Annotated in this window: 15 protein-coding genes, 8 tRNA genes and 1 rRNA gene; 1 reads left to right on the top strand and 23 read right to left on the bottom strand. The window is 35.0% G+C overall.

Translation table 11 applies throughout. The features are described from left to right. From CRO00_RS14465 to acpS, 21 genes are all read right to left on the bottom strand, one after another. Nucleotides 1-60 (bottom strand): 16S ribosomal RNA (locus CRO00_RS14465); the annotation flags it as partial. Nucleotides 61-175: 115 nt separating this feature from the next. Continuing rightward, nucleotides 176-249 (bottom strand) — tRNA-Gly (locus CRO00_RS14460). Between the two features lie 19 nt (nt 250-268). Then, nucleotides 269-345, bottom strand: a tRNA-Arg gene (locus CRO00_RS14455). Between the two features lie 21 nt (nt 346-366). Beyond that, nucleotides 367-452 (bottom strand) — tRNA-Leu (locus CRO00_RS14450). Between the two features lie 59 nt (nt 453-511). Then, nucleotides 512-586 (bottom strand) — tRNA-Lys (locus CRO00_RS14445). A 7-nt stretch (nt 587-593) separates the two neighbouring features. Continuing rightward, a tRNA-Gln gene (locus CRO00_RS14440) sits at nt 594-668 on the bottom strand. Between the two features lie 4 nt (nt 669-672). Further along, nucleotides 673-748: transfer RNA gene (locus CRO00_RS14435), tRNA-Asp, on the bottom strand. Between the two features lie 29 nt (nt 749-777). Beyond that, nucleotides 778-852: transfer RNA gene (locus CRO00_RS14430), tRNA-Glu, on the bottom strand. Between the two features lies 1 nt (nt 853). Further along, nucleotides 854-928: transfer RNA gene (locus CRO00_RS14425), tRNA-Asn, on the bottom strand. Nucleotides 929-1,198: 270 nt separating this feature from the next. Beyond that, nucleotides 1,199-1,666, bottom strand: a complete 468-nt coding sequence (locus CRO00_RS14420) for a SprT family protein (protein ID WP_097074366.1) — start codon at nt 1,664-1,666, stop codon at nt 1,199-1,201. Nucleotides 1,667-1,819: 153 nt separating this feature from the next. Next, on the bottom strand, nt 1,820-3,991 hold the full coding sequence (locus tag CRO00_RS14415; protein WP_097074365.1) for a Tex family protein: 2,172 nt from the start codon (nt 3,989-3,991) through the stop codon (nt 1,820-1,822). Nucleotides 3,992-4,204: 213 nt separating this feature from the next. Continuing rightward, complete coding sequence (gene sigB, locus CRO00_RS14410; RefSeq protein ID WP_097074364.1) at nt 4,205-4,987, bottom strand: RNA polymerase sigma factor SigB; 783 nt, start codon at nt 4,985-4,987, stop codon at nt 4,205-4,207. Next, nucleotides 4,965-5,435, bottom strand: a complete 471-nt coding sequence (gene rsbW, locus CRO00_RS14405; protein WP_097074363.1) for an anti-sigma B factor RsbW — start codon at nt 5,433-5,435, stop codon at nt 4,965-4,967. The genes sigB and rsbW overlap by 23 nt, the downstream gene beginning before the upstream one ends. A 6-nt stretch (nt 5,436-5,441) precedes the next feature. Continuing rightward, a complete protein-coding gene (locus CRO00_RS14400; protein ID WP_097074362.1) occupies nt 5,442-5,765 on the bottom strand; it encodes an STAS domain-containing protein in 324 nt (107 codons plus the stop codon). 76 nt (nt 5,766-5,841) lie between these two features. Then, nucleotides 5,842-6,834, bottom strand: a complete 993-nt coding sequence (locus CRO00_RS14395) for a PP2C family protein-serine/threonine phosphatase (RefSeq protein WP_097074361.1) — start codon at nt 6,832-6,834, stop codon at nt 5,842-5,844. A gap of 4 nt (nt 6,835-6,838) precedes the next feature. After that, nucleotides 6,839-7,246 carry an anti-sigma regulatory factor gene (locus CRO00_RS14390; RefSeq protein ID WP_097074360.1) on the bottom strand — a complete coding sequence of 136 codons (408 nt, stop codon included), beginning with the start codon at nt 7,244-7,246 and terminating at the stop codon, nt 6,839-6,841. A 346-nt stretch (nt 7,247-7,592) separates the two neighbouring features. Continuing rightward, nucleotides 7,593-7,943: a type II toxin-antitoxin system PemK/MazF family toxin gene (locus tag CRO00_RS14385; protein WP_097074359.1), complete on the bottom strand. Its 351-nt coding sequence runs from the start codon at nt 7,941-7,943 to the stop codon at nt 7,593-7,595. A 5-nt stretch (nt 7,944-7,948) separates the two neighbouring features. Then, complete coding sequence (locus tag CRO00_RS14380; protein WP_245987433.1) at nt 7,949-8,176, bottom strand: transcriptional regulator; 228 nt, start codon at nt 8,174-8,176, stop codon at nt 7,949-7,951. A gap of 200 nt (nt 8,177-8,376) precedes the next feature. Further along, on the bottom strand, nt 8,377-9,495 hold the full coding sequence (gene alr, locus CRO00_RS14375) for an alanine racemase (protein ID WP_097074357.1): 1,119 nt from the start codon (nt 9,493-9,495) through the stop codon (nt 8,377-8,379). 85 nt (nt 9,496-9,580) lie between these two features. Next, a complete protein-coding gene (locus CRO00_RS14370; RefSeq protein ID WP_097074356.1) occupies nt 9,581-10,594 on the bottom strand; it encodes a LolA family protein in 1,014 nt (337 codons plus the stop codon). A gap of 111 nt (nt 10,595-10,705) precedes the next feature. Then, a complete protein-coding gene (gene acpS, locus CRO00_RS14365; protein WP_097074376.1) occupies nt 10,706-11,059 on the bottom strand; it encodes a holo-ACP synthase in 354 nt (117 codons plus the stop codon). Nucleotides 11,060-11,127: 68 nt separating this feature from the next. On the opposite strand from acpS, the gene CRO00_RS14360 reads away from it, so the two are divergent. Next, nucleotides 11,128-11,733, top strand: a complete 606-nt coding sequence (locus CRO00_RS14360) for a rhomboid family intramembrane serine protease (RefSeq protein WP_097074355.1) — start codon at nt 11,128-11,130, stop codon at nt 11,731-11,733. Between the two features lie 40 nt (nt 11,734-11,773). Here CRO00_RS14360 and CRO00_RS14355 read toward each other — a convergent pair whose 3' ends face one another. Both CRO00_RS14355 and CRO00_RS14350 read right to left on the bottom strand, forming a co-directional pair. After that, nucleotides 11,774-13,270, bottom strand: a complete 1,497-nt coding sequence (locus tag CRO00_RS14355) for a PH domain-containing protein (RefSeq protein ID WP_097074354.1) — start codon at nt 13,268-13,270, stop codon at nt 11,774-11,776. After that, entirely contained in the window at nt 13,263-13,742 is a 480-nt protein-coding gene (locus CRO00_RS14350) for a PH domain-containing protein (protein WP_237658431.1), read from the bottom strand. The genes CRO00_RS14355 and CRO00_RS14350 overlap by 8 nt, the downstream gene beginning before the upstream one ends. Between the last annotated feature and the right edge of the window lie 145 nt (nt 13,743-13,887).

The raw sequence follows: 13,887 nt of genomic DNA, 5'->3' as shown, positions 1-13,887 counted from the left end.
TTGCATGTATTAGGCACGCCGCCAGCGTTCGTCCTGAGCCAGGATCAAACTCTCCATAAAAGAATTTGATAAAGCTCAAATTTGCTGGCATCAAAATTGATGTCAAATTGTTTCTCAAATTAATGAGAAATTAAATTCATTAACGTTTTGTTGTTCAGTTTTCAAAGTTCATCTTTGGAGCGGGTGATGAGAATCGAACTCACGACATCAGCTTGGAAGGCTGAGGTTTTACCATTAAACTACACCCGCATTTTCATTTTTTATATTTTGGCGCGCCCGGCAGGAGTCGAACCCACAACCTTCTGATCCGTAGTCAGACGCTCTATCCAATTGAGCTACGGGCGCAGATATTAAACGTTTGCTAGTTGGTGCGGCCGAGAGGACTTGAACCTCCACAGGGTTGCCCCCACTAGGCCCTCAACCTAGCGCGTCTGCCATTCCGCCACGACCGCGTTCAATGAAGACTAATTTAGTATAACACTTGTTCAATAGTTATTGTCAAGTATTAAACTGGTGAGCCATGAAGGACTTGAACCTTCGACCCTCTGATTAAAAGTCAGATGCTCTACCACTGAGCTAATGGCTCGTAAAATTGGCTGGGGTACTAGGATTCGAACCTAGGCATGACGGAATCAAAATCCGTTGCCTTACCGCTTGGCTATACCCCAACAATGGCGGTCCCGACCGGGATCGAACCGGCGATCTCCTGCGTGACAGGCAGGCATGTTAACCGCTACACCACGGGACCATTGTTGCTATCTATGTAATTTTAATTGTTGGTGACCCGTACGGGATTCGAACCCGTGTTACCGCCGTGAAAGGGCGGTGTCTTAACCACTTGACCAACGGGCCATGGCTCCGAAGGTAGGACTCGAACCTACGACCAACCGGTTAACAGCCGGTTGCTCTACCACTGAGCTACTTCGGAAAAATATCAACTTAGCTTGCCGACTTTTATTATTATATAGACATCTAATCTAATTGTCAACAAGTTTCTCAAACTTTTTTTATAGCTATTTGAAAACCGCGCTGTAATAATACCTTTTATAGAATGGTCCAATAGATTAATTTCTATACAATCAAAGACTCAATAATGACAAAAAATATTTTATAACATCCAATTAGATAAAGCAATACTTTTCTCAAATTTCACTTTTACAAAATGAACACTCGGTTTCCCAATTTAAGATGATTTTTTTTAGAGTATGAATTCATCCACTTTTTTCAACTTCCCATGACATTTTCCACATCTATATTTATCTAAGTTCATTCTTCTTTTCCTAGGATATTGTTGCTGACATTTTAAACATTCATACATATGTATAGTACTGTTTTTTTGTTTTTTATTCTCTTCAATAGAAGAACAGAAACGAGGTGCCCCAACTTTTTTTAGTAAATTGCGGAAATCTGTATCTCGATGTTTATATCCCAAACCACGAATATGTAAATGGTAGTGACATAACTCATGTAAGATAATCCCCTTCAATTCTTCTAAACCAAATACTTCATAGGATTTAGGATTAAACTCTATATTATGGCTACGTAAAAGATATCGTCCACCTGTTGTTCGTAGCCTTTTGTTAAAGTATGCCTGATGTAAAAAAGGCACTTCAAACTTTTCTAGTGAAAGTTTTTCTACTAGTTGTTGTAATTCTTGATCACCCATTTAAATCCTCCCTACTTTGAGGTGCACACTTAACTTTTATAAAGTGTTACTACTATAGACGAATTTTGAAGAATAAAACAAGTGAAGAAAATGGTTAACTTCTCTCCACTTGTTTTAAATTAAATCAAATATCAATTTTACTGTGTTTTCAGTTTAACTTTCCTGGTTTTCTGGCGGAATCATTGTTAATGAGATGCGCCCTTTTTCAACTTCTACTTTATCTACCCAGACAGTTACAATGTCACCCAATGACACTACTTCAAGAGGATGCTTAATTCTACGTTTTTGTAATTTGGAGATATGAACGAGTCCGTCTTGCTTCACACCAATATCTACAAAGGCACCAAAGTCTACTACATTTCGGACGGTCCCTTGCAATTCCATACCAACTTTTAGATCTTCCATTTTAAGAACATCCGTTTTTAATAATGGTTGAGGGAAGGCATCGCGAGGGTCACGAGTTGGTTTCATTAAAGTGTCAACAATATCTTTTACCGTTACTTCTCCAATTCCTAATTGTTCACTTAACGTTTTTATTTCAACACCTTCAAGTGCTTCTTCGCATTTTTTTGTTCCCACATCTTTCTTTGTCAATCCTACTGCCGCTAAAATATCTTCTGCTATTTTATAGCTTTCCGGGTGGATTCCTGTTGCATCTAGCGGATTTTTCGCCTCTGGAATACGTAAAAATCCAATCGCTTGTTCATATGTTTTAGCGCCTAAACGAGGAATTTTTTTTAGTTGTGTGCGGGAAGTAAATTTCCCACCTTCACTACGAGCATTTACAATATTTTCGGCAACAGTTTTAGATAATCCAGATACATATTGTAATAATGAGGACGATGCTGTATTCACATCGACACCTACTTGGTTTACTGCAGTTTCAACAATAAAAGTTAATGATTCTGCTAATTTTTTTTGGGAAACATCATGTTGATATTGTCCTACTCCCACTGCCTTTGGTTCAATTTTCACTAGTTCTGAAAGTGGGTCTTGCAACCTTCTTGCAATTGATACGGCGCTTCTTTGCTCGACTTGGAGGTCTGGGAATTCATTTCGTGCAATCTCGGAAGCTGAATATACAGAAGCACCCGCCTCATTAACAATTACGTAAGCTACGTCTGTTTTTACTTCTTTTAAGACATCTGCAATAAATTGTTCCGTTTCTCGTGAAGCTGTACCATTACCAATTGCAATAATACTAATTGGATATTTCTCAAGTACCGATTTAACGACTGCTTTTGACTTTTCAACATCTGGTTTTGGTGGATGTGGATAAATTGCTGTTACTTCTAACATTTTCCCTGTTTCATCAACTACTGCAAGCTTACACCCAGTACGATAAGCAGGGTCCACACCTAATACTACTTTTCCGCGCAATGGCGGTTGAAGTAAAAGACTGCGTAAGTTTTCTGAAAAGATATGAATTGCTTGTTCTTCAGCTTTTTCAGTTAGTTCGTTTCGTAGTTCTCGCTCAATTGAAGGTTGAATTAAACGTTTGTAGCTATCTTCAATTGCTTCTTTTACATACACTACAGATGGGGAAATTGAATTCTGAGGCAGCCATTCTTTTTCCATTACTTGAAGCACTCTATCGGTTGGTACATGAATGGCTACCTTTAATATATCTTCTTTTTCGCCACGATTTATTGCAAGTATGCGATGGGGTACAATATGCTTTACTGGCTCTTCGTATTCATAGTACATTTCGAAAACTTTCTTTTCATCTTTTTCCGCATCTTTAATCGTAGTAATAATACGCCCTTCTCTTCTTGATAGATTTCGAAGTTTCTCACGCATACCAGCATCGTCAGCAAATGTTTCAGCAATAATATCTTTCGCACCAGCAATTGCTTCTTCAACATTTGTTACCCCTTTTTCTTCATTAATAAAGGTAAGGGCAATATCCTCAACATTTTGTTTTGAGAACTTTAACAACTCGTCCGCTAATGGTTCTAACCCTTTTTCTTTTGCTATCGTTGCTTTTGTCCGACGTTTTTGTTTGTAAGGACGATATAGATCTTCAACACGTTGCAATACAGTTGCTGCTTTAATTGAAGCAGCCAATTCTTCTGTCAGCTTTCCTTGTTCTTCGATTAATCGAAGTACCTCTTCTTTTCTTTGTTCTAGTTGCTGTATGTAGTGATAGCGGTCTTCAATTGATTTAATTTGTACCTCATCTAGCGAACCCGTTGCTTCTTTTCGATATCGAGCAATAAAAGGAACCGTATTTCCATCATCTAACAGCTTAATTACTGCCTCCGCTTGAGAAGGCTTTACTGATGTACTTGATGCAATCATTTGGAGCATTTTTGAATCAATCATTAATCCACTACCTTTCGCATAACGTATCATTATTTTACCATTTACTTAACACTTTCTACTATTGAAGACTTTAGAAAATGAACAAAAGCTTAACACCCTTTCTGCAATAAGGTTTCTTAAACAAAAAAAGTCTACTCTATTATGGTCACGAGTAGACTAGTTTAAATCTTCAGTTATTAATTGCGACAGTTCTCACGCTCGGTATAGTGTTAATTATGAAACGTCTGAGTTAACCTCTATTGCATCTTGTAACTTTTGAATAGCTTTTCGTTGTATACGAGAAACATGCATTTGAGAAATCCCTAGTAAATCGCCAGCTTCTTTTTGGCTTAATTGATCCAAATATGTTAACTTTAATATGCTTTTTTCCCTCTCACTTAAAACATCCATTGCTTTTGATACAACTAATCTTCTGTTCGCTTTTTCAAAACCGTCATCTTCTTTACCAATAATATCGAATAACGTAACCGTATTACCGTCAGTATCTGCTTCGATTGAATGGTCCATCGATAGTGCATGATAGCTTCTCGACATTTCCATTGCTTCTAACACATCTTCTTCATTAACTTCTAAATATGTAGCAATCTCATGAATAGCCGGTGAATATTGCAATCTATTTGTCAATATTTCAACAGCTTCTTTTATTTTTGGACCAAGTTCCTTAATTCGCCTAGGAACATGAACATCCCATGTTTTATCACGTAAAAAGCGTTTAATTTCACCTATAATGGTTGGTACTGCAAACGCTTCAAAACTTTTCCCTATAGATAAATCGAACCTACGTACTGCCCCAAGTAAACCGAGCATGCCAACTTGTACTATATCTTCATAATGCGATTTTCCAAATGAATATTTCTTAGCTATTGATTCAACTAAAGTTTTATAGTGTAATACAAGATTGGTTAGAACAATATCATCTTCGGTTTCTTGATATTGCTCTATCCACATGTATACTTCATTCTTTTTCGTCGATTCAAGTTGAGATTTGTCCGACATCTTCTCCCACCTGCTCTCTCGTGACATACTTTGTCATGAAAACAGTAACTCCGCCTTCGTTATTAACTCTCACTTCATCCATCAATGTTTCCATTAGGAACAATCCTAGTCCACCTTCACGTATTAGTTCAATGTTATTGTGTTCATGATATGGACCAATATTTGATTTAACATCTTCAAAGTTAAAGCTACTTCCAAAGTCTGAAATCATTACTTCAATTTTATGTTGGTACAGAGCACTACCAATAACAATTTCACCGTCTTCAAATCCGTTATAAGCGTGTTGTACTACATTTGTAACAGCTTCACTTACAGCAATCTTTAAATCTTCAATTTGGTCATACGAAAAACCTACTCTAGTAGCCATTCCAGAAATCGTTAACCTAATGACGCTGACGTACTGTGGTTTTGCAGGAATTCTAATTTCAATGTAGTCAAATGCTCTCATTAATCTTCACACCTTCTTAACTGATTCGACCTCCATCAATTCGCTTAGGCCTGTTATTTCAAATAATCTCGTTAATCTACTAGATAACGCTACCAATTTTAAATTAGCATTTTGTTTCATCACTTTTTTATAGAAGGCGACAAAAACCCCTAGACCAGTACTATCCATATAACTAACATTAGAAAGATCAAGTTCGATAGACAATCCTTCAAGTAACTGTATAGAATCTAATTCCTCTCGTAACATTGAAGCAGTATAAGTATCAAGTTCTCCTTCTACAAAACCTTGTATAATGTCTCCATCTTTTCGAAACTGCACACTTACATTCATTTTGGGCACCTCCCATCAAAACCTATAATACATTTCCCTAACATCACATATTTAAACCTACCAATTACTAAATATATTATTTTTTAATAATAACAATTGTAAAATCATCTTCTAAGTTGAAATTTAACATTTGCTGCAATTTTTCATAGATAAATTCACACATTTCTTGTGCACTTAGGTGGCTAACGTTTAAAGCTAGTTCTTTTATATAGCCTCTGGAGTCAAATTCCTCCATAGTTCTAAAATCAGTTACGCCATCTGTCATTAATATTAGAAAATCGTCATTATTTAATTTTATATCATGCTGGTTGTATTTGACTTCTTGTAAAATTCCTAGCAATAATCCCTTTGTTTCTAAATCATAAAAGGTTTGTTCCGTTGAGTTATAGTAAAGTGCTGGTTCATGGCCAGCAGAACTCCATGTAAAGATATTATTCTCTAAATTAAAGCGTCCATAAAAGAGAGAGACAAACATACTGTCATCTACGCTTTTTTCGATGATATTATTTAATACTTGGAGAACATAGGAAGGATTACTCCGGGCATACTCTAATGTATCTAACCCGTATTTTACCATCGACATACAAAGAGCTGCAGGAACACCTTTGCCAACAACGTCTGTTACTGCAACACTAAAATGATTTGCATCATGCATAAAATGTACATAATCACCGTTCATTTTACGGACAGGAACTGATACCATTCCTATATCTAAATCTTTTGGGTTAGGAATGGTTGTTTCTAACAATAAGTTTTGAATTTTTGCAGCAACATCCATTTCTATTCGAATTTCTTCCTGCTTAATAAGGAGGCTCTGGTGTTCTTTAAACATTAAACCGAAATGAATCATCACTTCAATTAAAAAATCGTATGCATGCAACATTGAATCAGGTAGATCATTATAAATTTCTTCTATTGCTTGCTTATGTAGGTCAATTACATCTTCTGGGGTTAAATTTTTTTGGATAAGTTGCTTAATTAAGTTTTGTCCAATATACAAATTACTCTCATTCTGGCTTTGAATATAGTCAGATAATATTTTTTTATATTGAGCTTTTAATTGTTTCATGTCTTCACCCCTGTTTAAGCCATTTAACAATTTTGATTTTTGTACCCAATCCAACTTCAGATTGAATATCAATAGAATCTACCAATCTTTTAACAGCTGGTAACCCTGCGCCAACACTATCAGGAGAAAGATACCGGTCTTCTAAAACTTTTCTGACCTCTATAATCCCTGGACCTTTATCAATTGCAGTTATCCCAATTCCTTTTTTATCGTTACTTTCTAATCTTTCTATTATGATTTTTCCAACATGTGCATATAAAAAAATATTTTTAGCTAATTCGCTAATAGCAGCTGTTATTCTTGCTTGATCGACCGTAGTAAATCCAATCGCTTTAGCTTTATCACGACCAAGTCGACGTGCAGCTACGATATCCAATTCTGTTACAATCTCAACTGTCGACTTACAATCCATACTGCACCTCCACTAAATTAGAAATACTTTTAAATTACTAGCTAGTAAATTATGTATATTTAATCTAATATCTCTAATATATCTTATCGGACGACATTCCATCAATTACATTATTTTACTATGGACAATACTCATTTCTTAATTTTATTAATTTTCAGATATTTTAATCGTTTTATTAAATAAAACGCAAGAATTTATGAAAATATAAAATCGTCTACATAGTCATGTTAGCTATACCTACCCTAAATTGTATTTGTTACAGTTCTGAGCAAGTTTGCTTTTATTTTTAGAGAAAAAAAACACTTTCCATTTTGCTTATGGAAAGTGTTTCAATATTTTTTATGTATTAAAATTTCAATAAACCTAAACTTATTTCTAAAGCTATATCTACTTTTTCCATCAGTTCGTCATCAAGTTGTGTTATACGATCAGTTAGCCTTGACTTGTCAATTGTACGCAATTGTTCAAGCAAAATTACCGAGTTCCGTTCGAAACCATATTTTTTCGCGTCGATTTCGACATGTGTCGGTAATTTTGCTTTTTGAATTTGCGCAGTAATTGCAGCGATGATTACTGTTGGACTAAATCGATTTCCAATATCGTTTTGAATGATTAATACGGGTCTAGTACCGCCTTGTTCAGATCCGACAACCGGTGAAAGATCTGCAAAAAAAACGTCCCCTCGTTTCACAATCAAAAATGTCATCTCCCGCTTACGAGACGCTCAACCATATGCTGTGCTTCATACTCTACATGTAGACACTCACTACAAATAGAAAGATTGATCTGCGACATTTCCACATAGCCTTTCATTAAAGCTTCCCGTATTTGATTTGGTTGCTTGTGCGTTGACAATCTACGAGACGAAATATATACAAAATTCTCTTTGCCTCCAGATTTTTGCTCAAGTGAATGATATTCCATTAACATTTCTTGAGGAATAAACTCTATTTCCTTCACATTTTCAACTTTTTTCGCGTACAAAACAAGCACCTCCACAAAAACCGTCCCATTTCTCATTTCTGTTCTCATTCTATCATCTAAATGATACGTTGAAAAGATAGCTAAATAAAAAATCTAGCAAACTGTGTAATTATAACGGTTTTTGTTGGAGATTTTGTCGAATTTTCTTATTTTGTATGATAGATTCTAGGTACTCTACTAGTAATAATACAAGGAATTTCATAGTTAATCGTATTTACTTTTAGAGCCCATTCATCCATTGTTATTTCTTCGTTCTTTTGTTTTCCAATTAAAGTTACTTTTTCACCTATATTATATGCAGTTGGTAATAATATCATACATTGGTCCATACATATTCGCCCAATTATCGGAACTCGAATGCCATCGATCAAAACATCTTGACCGCTATGTTGACGAATTAACCCGTCTGCATATCCAATTGGGAGTGTCCCGATATAAGACGGTTTAGTTGCAGTATAAGTTGCACCATATCCTACAGATTGCCCGACTTGAATTTGTTTAACTTCAATCAACTCAGTTTCTAATGAAAACGCTCGATGTAAGGGAAACGGTAATTTGTTTTTAACATAGGTAGAAGGTGCGAGACCATACAATGAAATGCCAAATCGTACTGCATCAAATTGAAGATTTGAATCCTTTATTAGCATAGTCGCTGTGTTGGCAGCGTGTACTAATCGCGGTTTTGGTATTAATGAAATGTATTGCTTAAAAGTTTGTGCTTGTTTATTAAAATAATCTTCAACTTCTTCATCAGCAGTAGCAAAGTGGGTAAAAACTCCATCAACAATTAAATTTGAAGACGAACTAATCGTTTTATGAAGATCCAAAAAATCTTCAATAGAGGTAACACCGATTCTACCCATGCCAGTATCCACTTTGATATGTAGCTTTAATGGTTTAGAAAGTGTTTGAGTATTCAATTGTTCAACCCACGCCTTGGAATATACTGTTAGTGTAATATTTTCATCTGCTGCGTAGGTTGCAAAAGATACAGGCGAATAACCTAAAATCAAAATTTCGATGTTTGGAAAATGCTTACGAAGATGAAGGGCTTCTTCTGGTGTAGCAACTGCTAACATTGTTGCACCAGATTCGATCGCGACACGCGCAACCTCTACATCCCCATGTCCGTAAGCATTTGCCTTTACCACTGCTATAATTTGAACATTAGGTTGTAAATGTTCTTTTAATTGGCAAATATTCTTTCTAATTGCTTGTAAATCAATAATGGCTTTTGTTGGACGGAAGTGTTGTTTGTTTTGCATTGTCTATTTACCCTCTTTTACGATTATTAAAACTATGATTACTAGTAAAATAAATTATTTTTTTATCTCCGTCCAACAAAAATGTTTATTTTAAGCCGCCAGCTGTAACAGATGCTGCAACTTCCATCATTTCATCTTTTGTTAAGTTGTTAGACGCGATAAAGAATGATACCCCATCTCGTTCCCAACTAATCGATTTATCTGTAATCGCACCGATTGTAAATCCTAAATCTGCAGGATCTCCAGGAGCAAATACTGGAAGAGTGGAATCTTCTTCATATACAATTGGTTGTTGAACAAGTGTGAAGGATTTGTCCCCTTCAAATGTTAAAATTTTACGTTCTATACCATCTTCAGAAACTGTTTTCTCATCTACTAATTTTGTGCTATCCCAATCTAGAACTGGGTAATATGTTTGCATTTCTTTTGTTTCTACTTCAGCACTAGCTGTACTCTTGTCCTCGGCGTCATCCGTAAACTTTTCTACTGCATATTCACTTTCTTTATGTTGCATTCCTAAGTCAATGTTTTTGAAAGTAATAAGCAATTGTTCTTCTTGTGCTTCGTTTAGTACAGAAACCGATTTTGGTAACATTGTTTTCTTATCTACAGTAATCTTTTGTGTCGGCATGATACTTTTATGATTATTTCTAGTTGCTGCTGTAAAGATATAATTCTTTTCATCTTCTTTCATTTCCACTTTATCATCTGCTAATAAATCTTCCGCAAGTGCACCAATTAGGTAGGCTTGGCTATTTTGTTTTGGCCATTCACTTTGGAACTTGTACGTTTTTCTTAAAGAAGGTGTGACAACAAATACTCCTTCTTTATTTCGGATAATCATTTGCGTAACATCTTCACCTTGTTGCGTTACTTTCACACGGTAGAAATCTGGCTGAGTATGCCATACGTTCACATCGTAAACACGTGGTTCATTACCTGTTTTGATTTCCATTGTGGCATCAAGCTCGTACCCTTTTACATCGTTCCATTTGTCATTGAGATCCTTCAAAACTTCCTCCTGTGAATCCTCCCCACAAGCCGCAAGTACTAGCACACTTAACAACATGACAATAAAAGTGATTAATTTGTGTCGCAAAACTCCATCCTTTCTTCTACTTTGAGCTCAGATACGTCAAATATATGAGTGGTTGTCTAACTTTATGCTATCACTTTTGGACAACTTCACAAATTATACTGCAGAATATTTTTATTCAACTAATAGAACTTGTGCGGCTGCATATTCTTTTGAATGTGTGATGCTAACATGTCCACTCACTAATTTTCCGTTAAAATATAATTCAGGCTTACCTAATTCATTATTGAGAACTTCAATTTGATGAAATTCACAATCTTTTCCAATACCTGTCCCATTTGCCTTTGAATATGCTTCTTTTGCAGCAAACCTCCCCGCTAAAAATTCTACTTTACGTTTTTCTGATAGTTGGTAAAATATTTTCAACTCCCGCTCAGATAATATTCGTTGTTGGAATTTTTCTGAACGCTCAATTGCTTTTTCAATTCGCGCAATTTCAACTATATCTAAACCTATTCCTTTTATCATCATATGGATGTTCTCCTTTTATTATTATTTAATTAGCATGTATAATTAGATTAAATTGAGGTGGATTTATGTTTATTCGTAGAGAAAGTTTTAAACAATTTATAAAGCTTTATCCAATGGTATCAACCATTATCGCGATTAATTTCATAGTTTACATTTTAACGATTTTGCCTGTTTTTGGGGATTTTATTTTTTATGCAGGGATGAGCGTTAATTATTTAATTGGCGATGGCCAGTGGTGGCGTATCATTACTTCTGTCTTTATTCACGGTGGTTTTTTACATGTATTATTTAACATGTTCTCATTATTTTTATTCGGTCCAGAATTGGAAAAAATTGCAGGGAAAGCTCGATTTATAACCATTTATGTTCTAGCAGGGATATTCGGAAACGTTGCTACATTTGTTACACAAGACCCTCTCTATGCTAGTGTAGGGGCAAGTGGTGCTATTTTCGGTATTTTCGGCGCATTTTCAGCACTTGTTTATTATACACGTCGAACAATGCCGCAATTAAAACAAATCATCCTGCCATTAGTCATCATCAGCGTGATAATTACATTTTTATCACCGAATGTTAATATTGCTAGCCATTTAGGTGGGTTAGTTACTGGTTTTTTATTAGGTTTATCCTATTTTTCTCCAAAGAGAATTGTACGTTGGCGGAAGAAATAATGTTAAAGAGGATGTGATTGAAACTCACATCCTCTTTTTATTATGCATTAGATTTTTCAAACCATCGTAATACTTGCTCTGCATCATGTTCATTTAAATTAGACGCTTTGGCAGTTGCTCCCGTCATTCCTGACATTACAATCGCCTGAACAGAGGAAATATTTTTCCTTCTTTGAAAATAACTTTGCTTACTTTGAATCGCTTGAATACGCTTTTTCTCAACAACAAAAGTGACTTTACTAATTATTCGATATACAATTGTTAGCTGATTTCCTTTTATCGCAAAGCCCGTTGTTTTATATTGCCATAATCCCAAAAAAATAACAGGAATGATAATCAGGATTGATAAAAGTCCAAATGGGAACCAAAAGTAACTACATAAACCAATTAAGGGTACTATCCAAAAAAAATCTAACCGATAAAAGAATGGTTTTGCCTTTTTAGGTGGTCTTGTTAATGATTGCTCCCATTCAAAAGCAGGTAACAGTTCCTGGAGTGGTTGATAAACTTTCTTTTTTGAAATAAGGGGGAAGAGAGTCATTTTCTTATCTTTTTCTCCATATCCTGCACTCGCACTTTCTACTACAACTGAAGAATAACCAAAAAGCTGTTTTAGAGGATTTTCCACAATCTTTATTGCTTGTATTCTATTTAATGGTATCGTTATTTTTTTCTTTTCTAATAATCCTCTTGTAATTGTTATACGTTCATCTTCTTCGATAACAGTATAATTATAATAATTAATAAATGTAATCATTACAGATATTAACCAAGCTACTAATAGACCAGCAAATATTATTAAGGTTACAAATACGAAGCCGAACTTAATAAAAGATGACACTTCCTCAAAAATCCATTCGTAAGGTATGAACTCCGAAAACTGTGATAGTACTGCCGCTACCCCTGCTAATACAACTCCTATACTATTAGAAGTAGAAGCTAATATGATAAGATCTTTCATATTCATTTTTAAGATGGTACGTTGAGGTTGGATAATACTGTTTTCATCTTCCAAAATTGCCACATTACCCTCAACATCAGTTAAGCTATCCATGTTATTTTGCTTTACATTACGAGTTACTTGCTCAATTTGTTTAGCGGCTTCTTTTGTAATCGCTGTCAAAATAACTTCAGGTTTCCCATCTGTGCTCCCGGCAGTTTCTACCATTACTTGAACAAGCCCAAAGATTCTATGAAATATTCCTTCTTTATAATTAAAGCTTTGAATTCGATGAAATGGGATATACCTTTTCTTTTTTATTAGAAAACCGTATTCAACTCGTAACTCATCTTCCTCAAACCAATATACAAATGTCCACCATTTTAATACCCCATTAAATAAATAGGCTAGTGTAAAAATACTCATAATCACAAGTGGAATTAACTCTGCCCAAAAACCTTCTTCTTTTGGATTAAATGATACATTAAATCCATTCGCTACAAAAATAATGAGAAAAGGGATAATTAAATCTTTTAATCCTTTCACAAAGTTAATAATTGTAGACACTGGATGTAATTTATAACGGTTATTAGACATCATCTTCCGCCACCCTTGCTAAGACTGAAATACGTGATCGTAGTTGATCTGCATCATTGGTAATCAGCATTGGAATGACGTGGGTCGTTGCAGCTGTTGATATTGAAATATTGGCTAAATCGTATTTTTTTAAAATAGGTCCTTGTGCTGTATCAACATGCTGTACACGGACCATAGGAATTAAAGTAGTGGTTACCACAAATAACCCACTCTGAATCTCAATTTCATGTTCACGAACTTCATAACGCCAATGATCCCAACGTATTTTTGGAAACAACCATATTAAAGTAATTGCACAGATTAATACAATAACAGCTGCTATGAAATAAATCATGACCGACCATTCAAATTTATAAGTTAAAAAACTTGCAATACATGCCAAAATTAATACAAATAGTGTGTTAAATAATCCATATAAACGCCAAACCGTCAATCCTTTTTTTGGAATATGATACATCAATTCATTCCTCAAACCTCACACCTCTTCTCTTTCCATTTTATACGAATGACAAAGAAAATTGTTTCAAATAAAAAAAGTGCCCTAAGAAATTTAGGGCACTGAAAAAGTCGATTTTAATAAATTTTTATAATAAAAATACGCTCAGATCTTTTAGGAA

The sequence above is a fragment of the Ureibacillus xyleni genome (assembly GCF_900217795.1).
GTDB lineage: Bacteria > Bacillota > Bacilli > Bacillales_A > Planococcaceae > Ureibacillus > Ureibacillus xyleni.
Note: the sequence above shows the minus strand (reverse complement) of the source record. Positions and strands in the feature narration are given on the sequence as shown.